15 protein-coding genes and 1 pseudogene are annotated in these 21,455 nt (G+C 71.6%); 8 read left to right on the top strand and 8 right to left on the bottom strand.

The window, feature by feature from the left end:
- Window positions 1-8 precede the first annotated feature (8 nt).
- Window positions 9-224: a type A2 lantipeptide gene (locus OHT77_RS04995; RefSeq protein WP_328826744.1), complete on the bottom strand. Its 216-nt coding sequence runs from the start codon at window positions 222-224 to the stop codon at window positions 9-11.
- 758 nt (window positions 225-982) lie between these two features.
- Between OHT77_RS04995 and OHT77_RS04990 the strand changes: the two genes are divergently transcribed.
- On the top strand, window positions 983-2,347 hold the full coding sequence (locus OHT77_RS04990) for a S1 family peptidase (protein ID WP_328826743.1): 1,365 nt from the start codon (window positions 983-985) through the stop codon (window positions 2,345-2,347).
- An 85-nt stretch (window positions 2,348-2,432) separates the two neighbouring features.
- Here the strand turns inward: OHT77_RS04990 and OHT77_RS04985 are convergent, their stop codons facing one another.
- Entirely contained in the window at window positions 2,433-4,571 is a 2,139-nt protein-coding gene (locus tag OHT77_RS04985; RefSeq protein ID WP_328834160.1) for a SpoIIE family protein phosphatase, read from the bottom strand.
- A gap of 234 nt (window positions 4,572-4,805) precedes the next feature.
- Between OHT77_RS04985 and OHT77_RS04980 the strand changes: the two are divergent.
- Window positions 4,806-5,387, top strand: a pseudogene (locus OHT77_RS04980) (LuxR C-terminal-related transcriptional regulator); the annotation flags it as partial.
- Here OHT77_RS04980 and OHT77_RS04975 read toward each other — a convergent pair.
- The 4 genes from OHT77_RS04975 to lanKC form a co-directional block, all read right to left on the bottom strand.
- Complete coding sequence (locus tag OHT77_RS04975; RefSeq protein ID WP_328826742.1) at window positions 5,310-7,247, bottom strand: ABC transporter ATP-binding protein; 1,938 nt, start codon at window positions 7,245-7,247, stop codon at window positions 5,310-5,312. The pseudogene OHT77_RS04980 and the gene OHT77_RS04975 sit on opposite strands and share 78 nt — an antisense overlap.
- Complete coding sequence (locus tag OHT77_RS04970; RefSeq protein WP_328826741.1) at window positions 7,247-9,025, bottom strand: ABC transporter ATP-binding protein; 1,779 nt, start codon at window positions 9,023-9,025, stop codon at window positions 7,247-7,249. The genes OHT77_RS04975 and OHT77_RS04970 overlap by 1 nt, the downstream gene beginning before the upstream one ends.
- Before the next feature lie 88 nt (window positions 9,026-9,113).
- Window positions 9,114-9,233 (bottom strand): SapB/AmfS family lanthipeptide, encoded by a 120-nt coding sequence (locus tag OHT77_RS04965; protein ID WP_266777975.1) that lies wholly within the window; start codon window positions 9,231-9,233, stop codon window positions 9,114-9,116.
- 47 nt (window positions 9,234-9,280) lie between these two features.
- A complete protein-coding gene (gene lanKC / locus OHT77_RS04960) occupies window positions 9,281-11,881 on the bottom strand; it encodes a class III lanthionine synthetase LanKC (RefSeq protein WP_328826739.1) in 2,601 nt (866 codons plus the stop codon).
- 220 nt (window positions 11,882-12,101) lie between these two features.
- Here lanKC and OHT77_RS04955 point away from each other — a divergent pair, with 220 nt between their 5' ends.
- The 6 genes from OHT77_RS04955 (at window position 12,102) to OHT77_RS04930 (ending at window position 18,718) form a co-directional block, all read left to right on the top strand.
- Window positions 12,102-14,546: a SpoIIE family protein phosphatase gene (locus OHT77_RS04955; protein WP_328826738.1), complete on the top strand. Its 2,445-nt coding sequence runs from the start codon at window positions 12,102-12,104 to the stop codon at window positions 14,544-14,546.
- Between the two features lie 80 nt (window positions 14,547-14,626).
- The gene (locus OHT77_RS04950) at window positions 14,627-14,911 is read left to right on the top strand and encodes a hypothetical protein (RefSeq protein ID WP_328826737.1); all 285 of its coding nucleotides are present in this window, start codon (window positions 14,627-14,629) and stop codon (window positions 14,909-14,911) included.
- 90 nt (window positions 14,912-15,001) lie between these two features.
- On the top strand, window positions 15,002-16,069 hold the full coding sequence (locus OHT77_RS04945; protein WP_328826736.1) for a glucose-1-phosphate thymidylyltransferase: 1,068 nt from the start codon (window positions 15,002-15,004) through the stop codon (window positions 16,067-16,069).
- Window positions 16,066-17,037, top strand: a complete 972-nt coding sequence (rfbB, locus tag OHT77_RS04940) for a dTDP-glucose 4,6-dehydratase (RefSeq protein WP_328826735.1) — start codon at window positions 16,066-16,068, stop codon at window positions 17,035-17,037. Before OHT77_RS04945 ends, rfbB begins: the two co-directional genes overlap by 4 nt.
- Window positions 17,037-17,918 carry a dTDP-4-dehydrorhamnose reductase gene (rfbD, locus tag OHT77_RS04935; RefSeq protein WP_328826734.1) on the top strand — a complete coding sequence of 294 codons (882 nt, stop codon included), beginning with the start codon at window positions 17,037-17,039 and terminating at the stop codon, window positions 17,916-17,918. The genes rfbB and rfbD overlap by 1 nt, the downstream gene beginning before the upstream one ends.
- A complete protein-coding gene (locus OHT77_RS04930; RefSeq protein WP_328826733.1) occupies window positions 17,915-18,718 on the top strand; it encodes a class I SAM-dependent methyltransferase in 804 nt (267 codons plus the stop codon). The genes rfbD and OHT77_RS04930 overlap by 4 nt, the downstream gene beginning before the upstream one ends.
- On the opposite strand, the gene rfbC is transcribed toward OHT77_RS04930, so the two are convergent.
- Window positions 18,708-19,316 carry a dTDP-4-dehydrorhamnose 3,5-epimerase gene (gene rfbC / locus OHT77_RS04925; RefSeq protein WP_328826732.1) on the bottom strand — a complete coding sequence of 203 codons (609 nt, stop codon included), beginning with the start codon at window positions 19,314-19,316 and terminating at the stop codon, window positions 18,708-18,710. The two genes, OHT77_RS04930 and rfbC, sit on opposite strands and share 11 nt — an antisense overlap.
- Before the next feature lie 78 nt (window positions 19,317-19,394).
- Window positions 19,395-21,362: a glycosyltransferase family 2 protein gene (locus OHT77_RS04920; protein WP_328826731.1), complete on the bottom strand. Its 1,968-nt coding sequence runs from the start codon at window positions 21,360-21,362 to the stop codon at window positions 19,395-19,397.
- Window positions 21,363-21,455: the final 93 nt, after the last annotated feature.

Here is a 21,455-nt window from a genome sequence, read left to right as displayed (position 1 = left end):
AGGTGCGATCAGAGACCGGCGACCAGGTTCGTGACCGGGGCCACGTTGAGGCCGGTGACACCCTCGACGGTGCCGACGACCGTGTCGACCAGGCCGGAGACCGGGGCAACGCCGTCGACCAGGCCGGTCACGGTGCCGAGCGCGTTCACGGACAGACCACCGGAGACGTTGTCGAGCTCGGCGTCGGAGATCTCGACGGTCTCGACCTGGGGGGTGGAGTTCATGGGGGAACTTCCCTTCATATGGATATTCACAAGGGGGGAGCGGCCCCCTCTGGGGACAGACGACGGCCGCGACCGCAGGCGCCGGGCGCCGTTTCCGGAGCCCTCTCGGCTCCTGCGATGCGATGGATCAAAGCACGGTGCGGGTGGACGCAGCCAATCAAACTCCTGTCCCACCAGGGCACTTGAGCCTCAGGAGGCACGAACCGTGCAGGCCCGGGCACGAGGTGTCGGCGACTTCTTCACACGCTGCACGACATGGTTCCGCGCGAGAGCTTGCGGCGCCGAAGCGGAATGGGGCACTCCTCGCCAAAGGCGTGCCGGGGGGCGTGCGCATGTGCAGATCCGTCGAGTGCCGTGACTTCGTTGGGTACGCGCTGTGCAGATTCCCTGAAGCGAGGATTCCGCTCCCCGATCTCGACGGACGGTCGCCGACCGGTCGCGTTGTGTGGTGATCGCCGGAGGGTGTGAACGGGGGCCGCGCGCGGGCGAGTTCGGGCGGCACCGATTCGATCAAGACATCCGGAACGGGTGAAGTCTGCCGGGCGCATATGCCCGGGCGCGTGGTCGGCGCGGGTGCGGGGCCGTCGCACGCCGCCGCGGGGTCAGAGCTTGGACATGGCCGATTCGCGATTTTGCAAAGGAAGTTGAGAAACGGAATTGAACGGCCCACGTGACACGTGCGTATCAACGGGCATCCAGGCGCCCCCCATCGCCGCCGCACGGCGGCGCAGACCCCGGTCCCCAGGAGGTCGAGCAGTTTGAGTCACAAGCGAATCCCGAAGCGTAAGGCCGCGATAGCCATCGGCGGTGTCGCCGCCCTCGGAGCGGCGGCGATCCTGCTGCCGAACGCCAACGCGTCCCAGGACAATTCGGCAGGCGCCGCCACCCCCAAGACCTTCAAGGCGACGGGTGCCTCGGACCTCTCCTCGCAGCTCGCCGGACTGCTGGGCGACGCGTTCGCCGGGTCCTACTACGACAGCGCCACCCAGCAGCTCGTCGTCAACGTGATCTCGGGCGACAACGACAAGGTGGTCGTGCAGGCGGAGAAGGCCGGCGCCAAGGTGCGCAAGGTGCAGAACAGCACCGCCGAACTCACCGCCGCCGCAAAGGTGTTGAAGACCAAGGCGACCGTGCCCGGCACTGCCTGGTCGGTCGACCCGAAGACCAACAAGATCCAGGTCCTCGCCGACAGCAGCGTCACCGGCGCCAAGTGGGACACCGTCCTGTCGACGGTCAAGAGCCTCGGCACGAACATGGCCACCGTCAAGAAGACCGCGGGCTCCTTCAAGACGCTGGTCTCCGGCGGCGACGCCATCTTCGCCCAGACCGACCAGGGCGGGGTCCGATGCTCGCTGGGCTTCAACGTCACCGCGAGCGACGGCACCCCCGCGTTCCTGACCGCCGGACACTGCGGCGTCGCGGCCAAGCAGTGGTCCGACTCGCAGGAAGGCCAGCCGATCGCCACCGTCGACCAGGCCACCTTCCCCGGTAACGACTTCTCACTTGTGAAGTACGACGACCCGGCCACGCAGACCACCAGTGACGTCAACGTGGGCAACGGCCAGACCGTCCAGATCACCCAGGCCGAGGACGCCACGGTCGGCACCCAGGTCTTCCGGATGGGCAGCACCACCGGTCTGCACGACGGCACGGTCACCGGGCTCGACGCGACCGTCAACTTCCAGAGCGAGACCGACCCCAACGGTGTCGACACCGTCAACGGCCTCATCCAGACGGACGTCTGCGCCGAGGCGGGCGACAGCGGCGGCTCGCTCTTCACCCAGGACGGCGGCGCGGTCGGCCTCACCTCCGGCGGCAGCGGCGACTGCACCAGCGGCGGCGAGACCTTCTTCCAGCCGGTCACCGCCGCGCTCACCGCGACCGGCGCCACCCTCGGCGACGGCGCGGCCGGCGCGGGTGCGGGCGCGGGCGACGACACCGCCACGGCGGACCCGTCGGCGACCGCTGCCGACCCGTCGGCCACCGACGGCACCGGCGACCAGTCCGGAGCGGTGGACCCGTCCGCCACGGACGGCACCGGCACCGGCCAGGACCAGAGCGGCACGGGCCAGGACACCGGCACCGGAGCCGACGACGGTTCCTCGCTCACCTCGAACCACTGACCCGACCGCTTTCAGCGACTCAGGTCGGCGGTGGACCGGTCCGGCCCTCCGGCGGGAGGGCCGGACCGCTCTGCTTGTACCGCGGTCAACGCGGTCCCGGCTCCCGGGCCCGTAGCAGCAACAGCGCCACGTCGTCGTTCCGCTCCTGTGCCGCCGCACTGTGCCGCACGAGTTCGTCGGCGAGCTCCTCCAGCGGCAAGTCCCCTGCCGCCGCGAGGCGTTGGCCCAGTTCGGCCAGGGCGTCCTCGATGTCGACGCCCGGCGACTCGATGAGCCCGTCCGTATAGAGGGCGAGGACGGAACCCGGCGCGAGATCGACCTCCGTCGTCGGATAGACCGCGTCGGCGTCGATGCCCAGCAGCGGACCGCCCGCCAGGTCCAGCACCCGTACCCGCCCGTCCGGGCGGCGCAGCAACGGCGGCGGATGCCCGGCCCGCGCCATCACGGCCGTACCGCGCGCGGGATCCAGCCGTAGATACAGACAGCTCGCGAAGAGTTCGGAACCCAGGTCGATCAGCAGCCTGTTGGTGCTGCGCATGACCTCCGCAGGCGCCTGGCCCACCGTCGTGTACGCGCGGACGGCGGTCCGGATCTGGCCCATCAGCCCGGCCGCGGTCACGTTGTGCCCCTGCACATCGCCGATCACCGCCGCCAGTCCCTCCGAGGCCACCAGGTCGTAGAAGTCGCCGCCGATCTCCATGCCCCGCGTGGCCGGGAGATAGCGGGCCGCGGCCTCGATGCCCGGGAGCGGCGGCAGCGTGTGGGGCAGCAGCGCGGCCTGGAGGCCGTGGGCGAGCTGGTTCTTCGCGTCGTAGAGCAGCGCGCGCTCCAGGGCCTGCGCGATCAGGCCGCCGAGGCTCGTGAGGACGGCCCGCTCGTCGGCGGGGAAGGGGTGCTGCTCGGGGTAGGCCAGGACACAGGTGCCGACCGGGCGGCCGGACGCGATCAGCGGCAGATACGCCCAGGCCGCGAAGCCGTCCGGGGTCGCGTGCCGGCTCGGGTACAGCCGTTCCAGCTCCTGCCGGGAGTCGAAGAACGCGGGCACACCGCTGTTCAGCGCGGCCGTCCCCGGCGTCGGCTCCGTCAGCGGCATCCCGTCGAACCGCTCCACCACATGCGGGTCGACATAACCCCGGTGCCCCAGCACATGCAGCCGCCCGCCGTGCGAACCCAGGACGACCAGCGCCTTGCTGCCCACCGCCGGCGCGACCTCGTCCGCGATCAGCTGCACCACGTCCTCCACCCCGACCGCCTCGGTGAGCGCCCCGGCCAGGCTCAGCACCTGCGAGATGGTCACCAGGCGCGCCGGTCCTTCACCCGGCTCGGGCACCGCACGGCTCAGCTCCGTCACCGCCCGCGCCCGGCTGATCCGGACGCTCAGGCCGGTCGTGTTCGGATACAGCCGGAACGACAGCCACTCGCCCGGCGGGCGCAGCGCCACGAACGACGTGACCTGCTGACTGAGCAGCGCGGCCCGGTAACGGTCCTCGTACACCGGGTCGTTGAGCCAGGGCACCGCCGCCCACAACTGCGTGCCCAGCAGCCGGCTCACCGACAGGCCCAGCAGCTCCCCGGCCGCCGCGTTCGCGAAGCCGACCCGCCCGTGCAGATCCAGCGAACACAGCCCGTACGGCAGCCGGGCCACCATCCGCGCCGCCTCGACCGTGCCCAGCGTCCCGGCCACACTCGTCGCGGGCCCGGTCGCCAGCAGATCCGGCTCGGCCCGCACCGGCCGTCGCTCCGCTGCGGCCCGCTCCAGCCGCAGCGCGAGCCGGTCGCAGGCGGCGGTCAGCTGCTCGCGGTCCCGGTCGGAGAGAACCGGCGGATGCGAACCCGGCCAGGTCACGAAGACCGCGCCGTAGACCGTCGACTCCGTGGCGATCGGCACCGCGGCCAGGGCGAAGGGGTACGGCAGCACCACCGCGATCCGCGGATAGCGCCGCGCCATGTCCTCCTCGCCGCCCACCCAGATCAGCCGCCGCTCGCGCACCGCCTCGGCGACCGGGATCGGCGCGCTCAGCCCGACCCGCTCCCAGGGCGCCGCGAACGCGCGGGGCAGCCCGGCCATCACCGCCATCTCCAGCACCGGATCCTCGGGCGTCAGCAGGTACACCGCGCCCGAGTGCGCGTGGACGCCGTCCATCATCGCGGCCAGCGCGAGCGACAGCATCGGCCTGCCGACCGGCGCCTGCCTCGACGCCCCTCCGTCGGACACGCCGACCACCTCCTCGTCCGGCCGTGCGGTCCCGGTCCCCGTGATCAGGCTCCACCCAGGGCGCCCGACGCGCACGGCGAGCGAGGCCCTCCCTCGCCCGGGCGGGGCGTGTCCGTACCCCCGAGACCCGGGTCGTATACCCCCCGAATCGAAGCGCGCGGCGGCGGACGGGCGCCCCGCGTGCGCCCCCGCGCACCCTGTTGGCCGGAACTCCGGCCCCAGACGCGGTCGCGGTCGCGAACAATGGGGCACCCGTGTAACCACCGTGGAACCGGCGAACAGCTAGTTGAGGGGACGGCAGTGATCCGGCTACTTCTGGTGCACGACGCCTGTCTGGTGCGATCGGTCCTCGCGGAATGGCTCCGCCGCGAACCCGACCTCGGGGTCTACGACACCCCGTGGCGCACCGCACCCGGTCGCGTCCGGTCCGTCCGGCCGGACGTCTGCGCGGCAGACCTCGACTGCGCCGACACGTACGGCATCCCGCCGCTCGGCGAAGTCGGCCCGCGCGGCACCGGCCCGACCCCGCCGGGCCTCCTCGTGCTGGCCACCGCGCACCGCCCGGGCCTGCTGAAACGCGCTCTGCAGGAGGGAGCGCTCGGCTATGTCGACAAGGCGAGCCCGCCGGACCGGCTGGTGCACGCCATCCGCCGGGTCGCCGCGGGGAAACGTTTCGTTGACGACTCCCTGGGCTTCGGATTCCTCAAGGCCGCGGAGATGCCGCTGACACGAAGAGAGCTGAGCGTGTTAACCCTGGCCGCCGAGGGGGCCTCCATCGCGGAGATCGCCGGGAATCTGCACCTGTCCCACGGGACCGTGCGCAACTACATGGCGGCCATCACCCGCAAGACCGGAGCCCGCAACCGCATCGACGCGATCCGTATCTCCCAGGGCGAGGGCTGGCTCTGACGACCAGCTGCCGACCAGGTCCCGATAGAGCGGAGAGCGACGGAGCAAATCGTCGTGCGTGCCGAGCGCGGTCTCCCGCCCGTCCATCACCAGCACCCGCCCGGCCCGCCGCGCCGAACTGATCCGATGCGCCACGACGACCAGCGCCCCGCCGGGCCGCTCCCGCGCGGCGAACGCCCGCTCCGCCCGCTCCTCCGCCTCCGGATCGAGATGACAGGTCGCCTCGTCGAGAAGAGCGAGCGGCGCGTACGACAGATAGGCGCGCGTCAGCGCGATCAACTGCCGCTCACCGGCGGAGAGCGCCGAAGGGTCGACCGGGGCGCCGGGCCCGCCGAGGCTCTTGAGCAACGCGGTCAGCCCTACGGCCTCCGCCGCGGCCAGCAGCTCCGACTCCGGGACCGGGTCCGGCCGCAGATGGCCGAGGTTCTCGGCGAGGGTCCCGCTGAAGACGTAGGCCTCCTGGGGGATCAGCACGCGCTGGGCGTGGGTCTCGGACACCGGTCGGCCGTACATCCGGATCGTGCCGTGGCCGGGTCGCAGCAGTCCGGCGGCGAGAGCGGTGAGCGTGGACTTTCCGATACCGCTCGGGCCTACGACGGCCAGGTGGGCGCCTTGAGGGAGGGCGAGGGTGAGGTCGCGGAGGACGGGGTCGCCGCCGGTGCCGTAGGCGAAGGTCACGGAGGTGAGGGTGAGGGCGGGTGGGGTGATGAGGTGGGGGACGGGTGTCTCAGGCGGTGTCGGCATCGGGGGTGGTGTGACCGACGCCGGTGTCAGGCGGCGCAGGACGACCGTGAGGCGGGAGCCGCTGGTGCCCAGGCCGTGGACCAGGTTCTGGAGGGCGGGGAGCAGGGACTGGGTGACGTAGGCGAGGGCGCCGACCAGGCCGCCCGGGGTGACGCCGTGACCGAGGAGCCAGGGGGCGGTGGCGAGGAGCAGCACGATCGGCAACTGGCCGCCGATCGCCAGGGCCGCGACGCGCAGGACACCCCAGCGGGCCAGGGAACGGGCGGCGCGGAACTCGGTGTCGACGAGGCGGGCGGTGTCGGCGGCGACCTGTTCCTCGGCACCGGCCGCCGTGATGTCGCGCAGCCCTGGGCAGACCGTGCCTAGGCCGTCGGCGAGGGCTTCGTCGGCGAGGAGGAAGGTCTCCTGCCGCCGGGCCAGCGGACGCAGGGTCGCCGCGAAGAGGGAGACCCCGGCGAGGAGCGGGGGTGCGACGACGAGCAGGAGCAGCGGGTCGAGCGAGCACAGTCCGGCGAGCGCGCCCACGGCGGTGAACAGGAACGACCGGGACACCATCACCAGCCCGGCGAAGGTGTCCCGGGCCAGCTCCACCTGCTGGGTCAGCCCGGACAACGCCCCGCCGTTCCCCTCCCGCACCCCGCGCACGACGACCCGCTCCACGAGCCGGTCCCTGAGCGGTTCGACGAGATCGGCGACACCGCGATAGACGCGCCCGGTACCGAACGCCCCGACGACCACCCCGATCCCCGCCAACCCGAGCCAACCGAGCCCGACGGCACTTCGCCCGACGAGAAACCCCGCGTCCAGCGCACGGGCGAGCCCGTAGCCGACGAGGAACGTCTGCCCTGTCTCCAGCACGGACCAGAGGGCGAGACGGATGAGCACGGGGCGGCGGGCGAGCAGGAAGCGGAGGCCGCGGTGGGGGAGGGTGCCGGTGTGGTGAGCGTCGGTGGGTGGTGTGGCCTGCGTCGACTCGGCAGGGGCGTTGCTGTGGGCGTGGGTCCCGGTGGACCGCGTGGATTCGCTCCGCATCAGGCCGCCCCGCCCTGTGCACCCGCTTTGGGCAATGCCCTCGCTGAACGGCCCGATTCCCCGGCGCCCCCCACCCCCTCGGCCTCCCCGAACACCCCCCGATAACCCGCCGACCCCCACAACTCCGTATGCGTGCCCACCGCTCGCACCCGCCCCCCGTCCAGCCACGCCACCAGGTCCGCGCGGGCCGCCGTCGTGGCGCGGTGGGCGATGAGGAGACGGGTGCCTGTGGTGTCGGGGCCGGTGAGGGAGTTGGTGATGCGGTGTTCGGTGATCGTGTCGAGGCTGGAGAGGGCGTCGTCGAGGATCAGGACGCGGGTGTCGTGGGCGAACGCCCTTGCCAGGCCCAGGCGTTGGGACTCGCCGCCGGAGTGGGGCGCGTCGGCGACGCGGGTGGCGTAGCCGTGCGGGAGGCGGCGGATGAAGGGGTCCGCGTGGGCGAGACGTGCCGCTTCTCTGACGCGGGCGGGGGACGGCGGGTGCGGGCCGAAGGCGATCGTGTCCTCGATCGTCGTGCCGAGGAGCGCCGGGCGGTCGAAGGCGTAGCCGATCGCGGTGCGGAGCGCGTCGTGGCGCAGGGCGTGCAACGGGACGCCGTCGAGGAGGACTTCGCCCGCGTCCGGGTCGGTCAGACGGCCCGCGATCGCCGCGAGGAGTGACTTGCCGGCGCCGGAGCGGCCGACGACGGCGAGGGTCGTACCGCCGGGGATCACGAGGTCGATGCCGTCGAGGACGGTGCGTTTGCCGTGCCGGGCGGTCACGCCTCGTAGCTCCAAGTGGCCTGGACCCGGGGGGAGTTGTCGGTGTCCGTGGGCGGGGGTCGGTACGGTCAGGATCTCGTCCAGACGTCGGGTTGCCGCCTTCGCGCGGACGAGGCCCGACAGTTGGCCGACGAGGACGCCGACTCCGGTCGCCAGTACGGCGTATCGGGACGCGGCCAGCACCTCGCCCACCGTCAGGCGGTGTCTGGTGAGGAGGTAGCCCGCCACGGCGACGACGGACAGTTGCAGCAGGGGGGCCACGGCGACCGCCTGTGCGGCGGCCCGGCCCTGTACCCGCCACATGCGGTGGCCCGCGCGGGAGAGGTCGGGGAGCGGTCGCAGGATGCGTGCCGCCTCACGGTCCGCCGTGCCCGCCGCCTGGATCGTGCGGAAGCCGCCGATCGCCTCTGTGAGCGCCGACGCCATCCGTCCCTGGATCTGTTGGTACCGGGTCACGCACTCCGAGGTGTCGCGGGCGAAGGCGCGGAGCAGGAAGGTGAGGATCGGTGCCCCGGCCAGGAACACCGCTGCCAGCCATGGGTCGATCAACGCCAGCGCGACCACGCCTCCGACCGGTCCCGCCAGCGCCGCGAGCAGGGCTGCCACCGCACCCGGTGCCGTCCCGGCCTGTGCGGCGTTGCCCACCAGTCGGGCCACCAATTCCCCTGAGCCGAAACGGGTGTTGGCGCGGGGTCCGAGGGCAAGTACATGTCCGGTGACGCGTCGGCGCAGCCATGCCGTCGAGCCCGCCGCGACCGTGCCGCCGAGCACTGTTTCGCAGGCGTCCAGCAGTCCGATCAGCAGCACGAGCCCGGCGCACCCCCACACCCAGCGCGCCGCCGGGGCGTGCGCCAGCAGGTGGTCCAGGGTCCGCCCGAGCACGGCGGGCAGCAGCAGCGCGGCCGCCGTGGACGCCGTACCGACCGCGCCCAGCACCGCACAGCGCACCCCGGCGGCACGGACGGCCGACCGCAGCAGCGGACCGGTCACCGGGTCGCCCTCGGCCTGTGTCGTCATACGGCGGTCCCTCGGGGTGACATGGCGTGGACCCCGGGCGGCCCCCTCGAAGGAGGGGGTCGCCCGGAGCCGTGGACTCACCGTGTTGTCAGAGACACAGCAGAATGCTCGCGGCGCTGACGCAGGAGAGCAGGCTGACGGTGCTCGCGCCGCCGCCGCCGTTGCTGTTCTCGTCGGATTCCATCGTCTGCAGGTCGAGAAGTGCCATGAGATGTCCTTTCGTTGTGGGGACGGGGTGGTGGTGTCACGACTCCGTCAGATCGCGGAGCCGCGTTTGAGGGGCCGCCGGAGCGGCGGCAGGAAGGGCAGCCCGGGGGCCGACTCGGCATCGCCGAAGGCCGCGCCGAGCGCGAGCAGACACCCGGCGGTACCGGTGCCGAGGTCCATGGAGAGCCGCATCATCTGGTGCCCGGGGAAGGCGAGTTGGCCCTCGTACGACATCGCGAACCAGCCCAGGCCCGCGACCTGTTCGGCGAGCCGGTCGGCTGCGGCGCCCGGCGCGGTCGTCCGGGCGAGATGCAGGACCATCCCGGCGCGGCCCTGGAAGAGACCGGGCTGCGCGTAGAAGCGGGAGGTCGCGGCGGCGAGGATGCCGGCGTGGGCGCGCTCGAACTCCCCTGTCTCGTCGGGGACATGGGCCAGGAGGTCGTCCAGGACCATGCCCAGGCCCACGCTTCCGTCGCCGAGGTACGGCAGCGTCCGCCAGCCCTCGTCGACCTCCAGACCGCCGCCGCGCTGCACGACACAGCACTCAAGGTCCTGGCGCAGAGCGGCAGTTGCCGCGTCGAGCAGGCCCTTGTCGCCCGTCGACTCGTACTGCCGCAGCAGGAACAGCGCGGGACCGCTCGCACCCCGGAGCAGTCCGGCCCGTCGCTGGGGCGAGGCGGGACGTGGTTCGGCGAGGCGCCGTACGAGGATGTCCGAGGCCTCCGCCGCCCGCTCACGCAGCTCCGACTCGCCGGTGTCGGCGGCCAGTTGGCCCAGGACCAGGCCGAGCCCCGCGAGACCGCCGTGCAGGTCGGAGGAGAGGTTCTGCCAGCGCTCCGCGAGGATGCCGTCGATCAGGTCGAGGGCGCGTCGGCGGTGGCCGAGCCGGTCGAGGACGTGGGCGACGCCCGCGAGGCCGTCGTAGAGACCGAGCGGGGTGCCGACCGGGGGCGGTGCGGTGCGGTCGAGGAGCCAGCGTTCGCCCTCCTCGTGGCGGTCGGCGCCGGTCGCGTCGAGGGCGTACAGGACACCGGCAGCGCCGTGCGCCAGGCCGAGTCCGCCGCCGTCGGAGAACTGGGCGACATCGCCGGGGAAGAGCCGGTCGTCGCGGTCGGGGGTCGCCGAGGCGAGGATGGCCTTGACCATCGAGTCACGGCTGTAGGGCCAGTCGCCGGGGCGTACGAAGGCCGGGGCGACCGTGTCCGTGCCCCGGGTGATCTCCGTGACCGCCTTGTCCAGGAACTCCTTCGGCACGTCCGGGAATTGGCCCGCGATCACCTCGGCCAGATGCGCCGCCTTGCCGCGGTCGACGACGAACAGCGTGGTCACCGGCAGGAACAGGGCGAGCCGCAGACAGGCCAGTGCGTACCGGTCGATGTCGATGCCCCGACGGTCCGGCGGCGCGAAGAAGCCCGGATGCGCGACGACCTGTCGGCCGTTCTCCTCGGCCGGAGCCGCCGCCTCGAAGTCGATGAGGAACACCGACTCCTCGTCGGGCGCGACGATCACGTTGAAGATGTGCAGGTCGTTGAAGACGATCCCGCGCTCGTGCACCGCCTCCATCGCCCGCTCGACCGCCGCGTGGATCCGCAGCGCCCACGCCGTGTACGCGGCGACCGCGTCCGGGTCGGGGTCCGGGGTGAGCAGCGGATGCCGTTCCGCGAAGAAGGAGTTGAGGGGGCGGCCCTCGATGAAGTCCATGACCAGGAACCGGTGTTCACCCAGCAGGAACCAGTCCCGCACCTCGGGCACCACCCCGGTCCCGGCGACCCGCTCCAGCGCCAGCTTCTCCCGCTCCAGGCGCACGATCGCGTCGGCGCCGTCCGAGGCGAGCCCCGCGTGCGGACGCCCCTCCTTGAGGACGACCTTGCGGCCGTCCCGGGTGTCGGTGCCCGCGTAGACCCCGCCGCCGTTCGAGAAGTGCAGCGCCTTCTCGATGCGGTACGGGAGTTCGCCCACCGTCGTGGTGTTGCGCGCCGCGAGCTGCGGCTCCAGGAACGCCGGCAGGGTCACCCACTCCGGGACCTGGAAGGACGGCGCCCGCCGGTCCGGCACCAACGCGCCCGAGCCGTCCCGCACCGCCGAGACCAGCGAACCCCGCTCGTCGACGACGAAGGCGCGGGCGAACGCGCCGTAGCGGACGTAGAGCGGGCCGTCGTTCCAGCGGAGGTCGGTGAGGATGTACGGGCCCTCGAAGCCCTCCAGGAGCTTGCCCAACTCGCCCAGAATCTCTTGGAGTTGAGCCTCGTCGGCGGGGTAGATCGTGACGAACTTGCCGCTGGTGTCGCGGCCCGCGTACTTCGTGTTGCGCAGGTGCAGCAGGTGCGGGCCCGGGACGAACTTGAACGGGATGCGGCGCGGCACGCAGTAGTCCCACACGATCGCGGCGACACGGTCCGCGTTCGCTCGAATGGCCGAGGCGTGGATCTTCCAGCCCTGGGCCGGCCCGGCCAAGGGGCCGCCGTCCTCGTCGAGCGGGGTCAGCGTCAGCCAGTCGCCGATGCGGGCCGAGCTCCAGCCCTCCGGGACCTCGCGGCGCGCCGTCTCGAACAGGGGCGCCGCGGTCTCCGCGCCGGCTGAGGACAGGCGGTCCGGTGTCTCGTAGAAGTGTCTGTCGGCGAGCGCGTACACCTCGTACCGCTTGTCCATGTCGTCCCCCTCTGTGGCCCGGCTCGAATCTCCCAGCCGGGCCACGGAGGGGGACAGTCACGCCTGTCACGAGAAACCCGTGCGGTACGCACGCGTAAAGACTTGTTCGGCACCTTTCGAGCCCGAGAAGGGTCCATCTGGTCCCTCATCGCCACGGAACGGTCACACGGAACGGTCACAGGGGCTGCGCAGTCGGCGCATAAGCGCTGTAATTGCGGACGTGGTCAGTGAGGGCGCTGAGGGACGCGGAACGCGAACGCTGCGTGCCGAACTTGCCCTCAAAACGCTCACCGTCGACCTCGACCCCCGCGAACGGCTGCGCCGGGTCCTCGAACAGGCCCTCGTCTTCGCCGGTGCGAGCTTCGCCGGGGTGTACACCCCCGGAGCCGACGGCGACCTGCTGTGCCTGGTCGAGACGGTCGGGGTGCCGCGCACGCTGTACGGGCTGCGGGACGGGTATCCGGCGTCCGGGGGAGCGCCGGCCGCCGAGGCGTGGCGGGCCGGACACGCGGTGTGGCTCGGCCCCGCCGAACTGGCCGCCGGCGGCGACTCGCGGCGGCTGCCCTCGGCGGAGTTCCACCTGGCGGCACTGCCCGTGCACGATGACGGGGGCGGCGGCTGCCTCCTCGCGGTGAGCGAGCGCACGGAAGGCTTCGACGCCGACGACCGCGCGTGCCTCGCGCTGATCACCGAGGCGGTCGCGATCCCGGTGCCCGACCAGGCCGCCGCCGGCGAGGACATTGCGGCGGGTGCGTTCGACCTGGCCATGGACACCGGGCGGGTCGAGATCGGCGACGAGGTCCTGGACCTGTTCGGACTCGGCCCGGACGAGTTCGACGGCCGGGTCGAGACCCTGCTCGGGATGACCGTCCCGGAGGACCTGCCCTCCCTGATGTCCGTCGTCGAGGCCGACCACATGGCCATCGGCGACCGCGAACTGGAGTTCCGGGTCCTGCAGCCCTCCGGAACACCCAAGTGGCTGCGGCTGCGCGGGCGGCTCCTGCCCGGCGGCGACGGCCGCCCCGCCCGCCTGGTCGGCACCGTCGGCGACGCCTCCCAGCTGCGCTCCGGCGTCAACGACGTGGCCCGCGTCCAGCGCCTCGCCGCCGCCCTCGCCATGGCCGGCACGGTCCGCGACGTCAGCCAGGCCGTCGTCGCCGCCCTGCGCAAGCCGCTGCGCGCCGACCGGATCGCGCTCGCCGAACTGGAGGGCGACCGGCTCGTCGTCACCGTCCTCGACCCGCCCGAACCGGAGGCCTGGCCCGAGCTGTGGCGCCTGGAGTGGCGCAGCGAATGGCCCGACGCGCCGGTCCGCGCGATGCCCACCCTCGCCGCCGCCCTGCGCGAGGGCCGCGCCGCGATCTGGCCCGCCGGCACCGACCTGGAACCCGCCCTCGCCGAGGTCGGACCCGGTGGCCTCGCCGTCCTCCCGCTGTCCGCCGGCGGCCGGGTCTCCGGCGCCTGCCTCATCGGCTGGGACGCCCCACACGTCTTCGGCCCCGACGAGCGCGCCCTCCTCACCGCCTCCGCCGGTCTCGCGGGCCAGGCCCTCATGCGCGCCCACGCCTTCGACGCCGAGCACGAACTCGTCGGCATGCTCCAGCGCCAGCTGCTCCCGCGCCGCCTGCCGAAACTCCCCGGCGCGGTCGCCGTCGCCCGCTATCTGCCGACCACCGCAGGGCTCGAGGTCGGCGGCGACTGGTACGACGTGATCCCGCTGCCCGACAACCACGTCGCCCTCGTCATCGGCGACGTCCAGGGCCACAACGCGGGCGCCGCCACCCTCATGGGCCAGATGCGCACCGCGCTGCGCGCCTACGCCGTCGAGGGACACCCCCCGGACGTCGTCGTCTCGCACGCCAACCGCCTGCTCATCGACCTGGAGACCGACCTCTTCGCCACCTGCTGCTACGTCGACGTCGATCTGGAGGAAGGTTCCGCCTGGTACGTGCGGGCCGGTCACCTGCCACCCGTCCTGCGTCACCCGGACGGCAGCACCGAGATCCCCTACGCGGAGGGCGGACCGCCGCTCGGCGTGGTCGTCCAGGGCGAGTTCCCCATGAGCCCCCTCCGGCTCCAGCCCGGCACCGTCGTCGCCCTCACCACCGACGGCCTCGTCGAGTCCAAGGAGGCCGACATCGACGAGGGCCTCGACCGCCTCGCCCACGGCCTCGCCGTCTCCGACCCCGCCCACCTCGGCCTCGTCGCCGACGCCCTGCTCGGCAACGCCCGCCGCGAGGACGACGTCGCCCTGCTCCTCATGCGCTACGACGGCCTCGCCACCCGCCCCCGGCGCGAGAACTGGACGGTCTGGCGCGTCCCCGAGGCCGCCCGGCACGCCCGCCGCTTCACCCGGCGGACCCTGCGCACCTGGGGCGTCACCGAGGAGACCGACACCATCCTCCTGGTCGTCTCCGAGCTGGTCACCAACGCCCTGGTGCACACCGACGGCCCCGTCCGCCTCGACCTCACCCTCGTCAACCGGCGCTTCCGCGTCGCCGTCGCCGACTCCTCGCCCCGCACCCCGGTCAAACCGACCAGCATCGGCTGGGAGGCCACCGGCGGCCGCGGCATCCTCCTCGTCGAGGCCATGTCGGCGGCCTGGGGCACCGTGCCGGTGAGCGGCGGCAAACAGGTGTGGGCGGAGATCGCCCTCGACCGCTAGACGGCCGCACGGGTGCCTCTACGGCACGTAACGGCAGGTCGGGACGGTCGCGCGGGCCCGGTGTGATGAGGTGCCTGCTTGTGGCACACACCTTCGAAGAACTGGTCGAGAAGCAGCGCGCGGCCCAAGCGGCACGCGCCCGGGTCCAGGAGATGCGCGACTCCCTGGGAGCCCCCGCCCACGAACCCTGGACCGAGTTCCAGACCGACACCTACGAGACCGCCTGGCGGGCCTGGCGCGACCTCGCCCGCGACGCCCAGGCCGCGCTGAACGAGTACGCCAAGGACGAGGACCTCGACCGGGCCGAGGTCGAGGCGGACGTGCAGCGCGCGGCGGGCGGCACCTCCGGCCCAACCGCACCCTGACACCTCGCGTTCGGCTCATTGTTGGCTGGTCGTAACAAACGAACACAGGGGGGAACGATGCGCGTCCAAAGATGACGCTAAGGTGAAGCGATGAAGGCTCTCGTTCTCTCCGGCGGCACTGGATCCCGCCTGAGGCCGATCACACACACATCGGCAAAACAGCTCGTCCCGGTGGCCAACAAGGCCGTCCTCTTCTACGGGCTCGAATCGCTCGCCGACGCGGGAATCACCGAGGTCGGCATCATCGTCGGTGACACCGCGGCGGAGATCGAGGAGGCGGTGGGTGACGGGTCGAAGTTCGGCCTGCAGATCACCTACATCCCGCAGGACCGTCCCCTCGGACTGGCCCACGCCGTACTGATCGCGCGCGAATACCTCGGCGACGACGACTTCGTGATGTACCTCGGTGACAACTTCATCGTCGGCGGCATCACCGGACTCGTCGAGGGCTTCCAGTCCAACAAGCCCGACGCGCAGATCCTGCTCACCCACGTGCCCGACCCCCGCTCCTTCGGCGTCGCCGAACTCAGCGAATCCGGCCAGGTCATCGGCCTGGAGGAGAAGCCGGAGCACCCCAAGAGCGACCTCGCTCTGGTCGGTGTCTACCTCTTCACGCCCGCCATCCACGACGCCGTGCGCGCCATCAAGCCGTCCTGGCGCGGCGAGCTCGAGATCACCCACGCCATCCAGCAGCTGATCGACGACGGCGCCGACGTGCGCTCCTCGGTCATCCACGGCTACTGGAAGGACACGGGCAACGTCGTCGACATGCTCGAGGTCAACCGGACCGTCCTGGAGAGCATGGACCGCCGGATCGACGGCGAGGTCGACGACATCTCCGAGACCATCGGCCGCGTGGTCATCGAGGAAGGCGCGCGCATCGAGCGTTCGCGCATCGTCGGACCCGTCGTCATCGGTTCCGGAACCGTCGTGAGCGACTCCTACATCGGACCGTTCACCTCGGTCGCGGAGAACTGCCGGATCACGGACAGTGAGCTGGAGTTCTCCATAGTGCTGCAGGACTCGTCCATCGCCGGGGTGGGCCGGATCGAGTCCTCGCTCATCGGCAAGCACGTCGAAGTGACCCCCGCTCCGGGGGTACCCAGCGCCCACCGCCTCGTTCTCGGAGACCACAGCAAGGTGCAGATCCGTTCATGAATCTCCTCGTCACCGGCGCCGCCGGCTTCATCGGTTCCACGTACGTCCGCACGCTCCTCGCCTCGGACGCCCCTGACGCGCCCCGCATCACGGTGCTGGACAAGCTCACGTACGCCGGCACGCTCGAGAACCTCGAACTCGACCATCCGCGCCTCGAGTTCGTCCAGGGCGACATATGCGACGCCGAACTGGTCGACAAGCTGATGGCCGAGGCGGACCAGGTCGTCCACTTCGCCGCCGAGTCCCACGTGGACCGCTCGATCAACGGCGCCGCCGACTTCGTCCGCACCAACGTGGTGGGCACCCAGGTCCTGCTGGACGCGGCCCTGCGCTACCGCACCCCGTTCGTGCACATCTCCACCGACGAGGTCTACGGCTCCATCGAGTCCGGCTCCTGGCCCGAGACCCACCCCCTCGCGCCCAACTCGCCGTACTCCGCGTCGAAGGCGTCCTCGGACCTGCTCGCCCTGGCCTACCACCGCACCCACGGCCTGGACGTCCGCGTCACCCGCTGCTCGAACAACTACGGGCCGCACCAGTTCCCCGAGAAGGTCATCCCGCTGTTCGTCAGCAACCTCCTCGACGGCAAGAAGGTCCCGCTCTACGGCGAGGGCCTCAACGTCCGCGACTGGCTGCACGTCGAGGACCACTGCCAGGGCATCGAGCTGGTGCGCACCAAGGGCCGCGCCGGCGAGGTCTACAACATCGGCGGCGGCACCGAGCTGAGCAACAAGGAGCTCACGGGTCTCCTGCTCGAGGCCTGCGGCGCGGACTGGGACCGGGTCGAGCGCGTCGAGGACCGCAAGGGCCACGACCTGCGCTACTCCGTCGACTGGTCCAAGATCCACGACGAGCTCGGCTACACCCCGAAGCACGACTTCACCACGGGACTGGCCGACACCGTCGCCTGGTACCGCGACAACCGGGCCTGGTGGGAGCCCCTCAAGGCACGGGTGGAGCGCGGCTGATGAAGTGGCTGGTCACCGGTGCCGGCGGGATGCTCGGCCACGATGTGCTGGAGGAACTCGCCCGGCGCGGTGAGCAGTTCGTCGGTCTCGACCGCGCCGCCCTGGACATCACCGACCCCGCGTCGGTGGACCGGGCGTTCGCGGAGCACCACCCCGACGTGGTGGTGAACTGCGCGGCGTACACCGCCGTGGACGACGCCGAGACCGACGAGGAGCGGGCCCTTCGCATCAACGGCGAGGGGCCCCGGCTCCTCGCCCGCGCCTGCGCCGCCTCGGGCGCGCGGCTGGTGCACGTCTCCACCGACTACGTCTTCGACGGCGAGGCCCGCAGCACGCCGTACCCGGAGACCCATCCCACCGCGCCCCGCACCGCGTACGGCCGGACCAAACTCGCCGGAGAGCAGGCCGTGTTGGCCGAACTGCCCGGTAGGAGCGCGGTCGTGCGCACGGCTTGGCTGTACGGAGCCAGTGGGGGTAACTTCGTCCGCACGATGATCGGGCTGGAGGCACGTCGCGACACTCTCGACGTCGTCGACGACCAGCGCGGTCAACCGACCTGGACCGCCGACGTCGCCGTACGGATCGCCGATCTCGGCGCCCGTATCGGCCAAGTCGAAGGCGCGCACGGGGTGTTCCACGCGACCAGCTCCGGCGAGACCAGCTGGCACGGTTTCGCACAGGAGGTGTTCCGGCTCATCGACGCCGATCCGGAGCGTGTCCGCCCCACCACCAGCGCGGCCTTCGTCCGTCCCGCGCCCCGCCCCGCCTACAGCGCCCTCGGGCACGAGCGGTGGCGGGAGGTCGGTCTGGAATCGCCGAGGGACTGGCGGTCCGCCCTGCACGAAGCACTTCCTCACATCCGCAAGGAGATTTCTTCGTGAAACGTCATGAGTTCCTGCGGGGGCTCCACAAGTCAACCGCGAACCGCAACTACCTGGAGATCGGCGTCAACGACGGCCGCAGCCTGACGCTCTCCCGGGTGCCCAGCGTCGCGATCGATCCCGCGTTCAAGGTGGTCACGGAGATCCGCTGTGACGTCCACCTGGCCAAGGCGACCAGCGACGACTTCTTCGCTCGGGACAACCCGCTGGTCCACCTGCGCGGCGGTCGGCACCCCCTGCGTCAACTGGCCCGCAACCGCAGCCCGTTGGGCTGGTGGCGGACCACCACGCTGGACCTGTCGTTCATCGACGGCATGCACCTGTTCGAGTACGCGCTGCGCGACTTCATCAACGTGGAGAAGCACTCGGACTGGGCCAGCGTCATCGTCTTCGACGACATGCTGCCGCGCAGCATCGACGAGGCCGCCAGGGACCGGCACACCGACGCCTGGACCGGTGACGTCTACAAGCTGGTCGAGATCCTCGCCCGCTACCGTCCCGACCTGGTGACGGTCCTGGTCGACACGCAGCCCACCGGCCAGCTCGTGGTCTTCGGCGCGGATCCCACCAGCACGGTCCTCAAGGACAAGTACGACGAGATCGTCGCCGAGTTCGAGGTCCCGGACCCGCAGAAGGTGCCCGAGGCGATCCTGGAGCGCACCACCGCGGTGAAGCCCGAGGCGCTGCTCGGTGCCGGCTTCTGGGGCCCCCTCGCCAAAGCGCGGGACCGCGGGACCAAGCGGTCCCGCGGCTGGGAGCCCCTGCGCCGCTCGGTGGAGCAGCTCAGCGTCAGTCGCTGAGCTTTCCACTCCGCAGTCGCTCGTAGTAGGCGGAGCAGTCCGCGTAGGACGGAAGAAGTCCTGACTGCTCCGCCTCTGCCAGTGTCGGCGCCTCGGCGTCCTTGTCCGACAGCACCGGCTCGAAGCCCTCGGGCCAGGCGATGCCGAGCGCCGGGTCCAGCGGGTTGATCCCGTGCTCACGGCCGGGCGCGTAGCCCGTGGAGCAGAGGTAGACGACCGTCGCGTCGTCGGTCAGGGCCATGAACGCGTGCCCGAGACCCTCCGCGAGGAACACGGCGTGCCTGTTCTCGTCGTCCAGCCGGACGGCCTCCCACTGACCGAACGTGGGAGAGCCGACGCGGATGTCCACGACCACGTCGAGGACGGCGCCGCGCACGCACTTCACATACTTCGCCTGGCTCGGCGGTACGTCGGAGAAGTGCACTCCGCGCACCACACCGCGCCGCGAGACCGAGCAGTTGGCCTGGGACAGAGCCAGGTCGTACCCGGTGGCCTCGCGGAACTCCTCGCCGCGGTACCACTCGTGGAAACTGCCCCGGTCGTCAGGGAAGACCTTGGGTTCCAGGACCCAGGCGCCTTCGATTCCCAGTGATCGCACGTTCTCTTGTCCTCCGACTTGCTCGGGCACTGCTGCTTGGTGCTGCTGGTTCGGCCACCGCTGCTCGTGCGGGTACCGCTACTTGTTCAGGGCGCGCTTCAGCTTGCGGGCCACCCGGCGGGCCAGCCCCGGCTTGGGCTTGGCTGCCACCGGCTTCGGCGCGGGCTTCGGCTCGGCGGACTTGGGGGCCTTCGGCGCCGCCTCCACCCGGATACCGCCCGCGTCACCGGTCACCCGGACCGGCAGTGCCAGGAAGCGCTGCCCGGTGGCGGACGGGGTCAGGCACACCGACGCGTTCCACGCCGCGTCCTTCAGCTCGGCGGCCGGGACCTCGGCCGCGAGCCGTGCGCCGGAGGACTCGGGGGAGACCACACCGGGCACGTCCAGGGTCGTACCGGACGACTTGTGGGTCAGTCGCAGCAGTACGTCAGTGGTGGCGGGGACGTAGAAGGGGAGCAGGACGCCGACGCGGGCGCCGGTGACGGTGAAGTCGCCGGGCTTGAGGTCGGCGAGGCCGAGGCGCTTGCTCGCCTTGTCGACGTCCAGGGAGAAGTTGCCGTGCGGCTCCGTGTAGTACGGGAGCAGGACCTGGCCGCTGACGACACCGGCGTGCCCGGCGTTCTCGCCGTGCTGCGGGACGGGGCCGAGGCGGCACTCCTTGTTCCAGGAGCCGATGACGACACGGACGTACGTGTCCCAGAGGCCGCTGCTCAGCGGGGAGCCGCCGGCCGCGGTGGCCGGGTCGACGGTGGCCGTGGCGTGCAGGACCAGCCGGACTCCGTCGCCGTCGGCGACCGTCTCGTGCGAGATCTGCACGGGCTGGAAGTGCGAGGCGGCGCTGGTGCGTTCGCGGACGACGAAGTCGGCCGTGGCCTTCTTGAAGACGTGGGTGGCGTCGGCCGTCAGCATGTGGGTCGCTTCGGCGAGGGTCTTCGGCTCCGGGTGCTTGGGCGCCGGGGCGCCCTCGGCGGGGAAGATCGCCGGCTTGCCGTCGATGACGAACTCGGCCTGGTAGTGCACCAGGAGCTTGCCGTCCCGCCACTCGATCTCGCCGGGGGCCGCCTTCGGCTTGAGGGAGGCCTCCCACTCGGCGAGGTCGACGAGGTCGTCGTAGCGGTCGGCCGCGGCGAGGGCGGCGACCACGCGCAGGCGCGGGCCGAGACCGGCCGCGACGCCGGGGCCGAAGCGCTCGGTCATGACACCGCGGATCTCCTTGAGGAGTTCACGGCGGTAGTCGTCAGGGGCCTTGAGGAGACGGCCGCCGCCGAGGCGCTCCATCATCTCGACGCGCAGCCAGCGGCGGAAGATCTTGTCGCGGGCCGCACCGGGCTCGGTGTACTTCTCGACGACGTCGAGGGCCTCTCGCAGGTTCTTGAAGTAGCCGACGGGGTCGAAGCGTTGGAAGCCGGCGTTCGAGGCGTCCTCGCGCTTGATGTGGTAGTAGCAGACGTAGTCGCTGAGCACGGCGACGTTGTCCGCGGCGAGGTAGGCCTCCGTCACGAAGACGTGGTCCTCAAGACGCCGACGCCCTTCCGGGAACCGCAGGTTGATGCGGTCGAGGAAGGAGCGGCGGAGCATCTTGTGCGGGGTGAGGCTGTCCATCAGCGGCGCGGTGGCGACCGACGCGTGCGGGTAGTTCTTGCGGAACAGCTCCACCGGCACGGCGCGGCCCTTGCCGGCCATCTTGCCGACGATGACGTCGGCGCCGTTGGCCACGCCGTAGTCGTACATCCGCTCCAGGGCCTCGTCGCCGAGGTAGTCGTCGTTGTCGACGAACATGACGAACTCGCCCTGGGACGCGGCGATGCCGACGTTCCGGGGCTTGCCGGACCAGCCCGACGCCTCCTGGTGGATGACGTGCATGTGGGGGTGCTCGGCGGCGATCTCGTCGAGCCGCGCGGGCGTGCCGTCCGTCGAGCCGTCGTCGACGAAGATCGCCTCGTACTCATCGTTGGGCAGCGACTGCCTGAGGAGAGAGGAGATGCAATCCTCGATATAAGGCCCTGGGTTGTACACAGGGACGACGACACTGACCTTTACCGACATCCGGCTACTAGCCCCCTTGTTTGCGCCGCCCGTCCCCTGTTTGTGGAACGGCGCGGTGGGCTGATGCTAACCCGGTCCGTCCCGATGCCGCCC

Source organism: Streptomyces sp. NBC_00252 (assembly GCF_036187565.1).
Classification (GTDB): domain Bacteria; phylum Actinomycetota; class Actinomycetes; order Streptomycetales; family Streptomycetaceae; genus Streptomyces.
The sequence above is the reverse complement of the archived record's forward strand: the minus strand, read 5'-3'. Positions and strand labels throughout refer to the sequence as shown.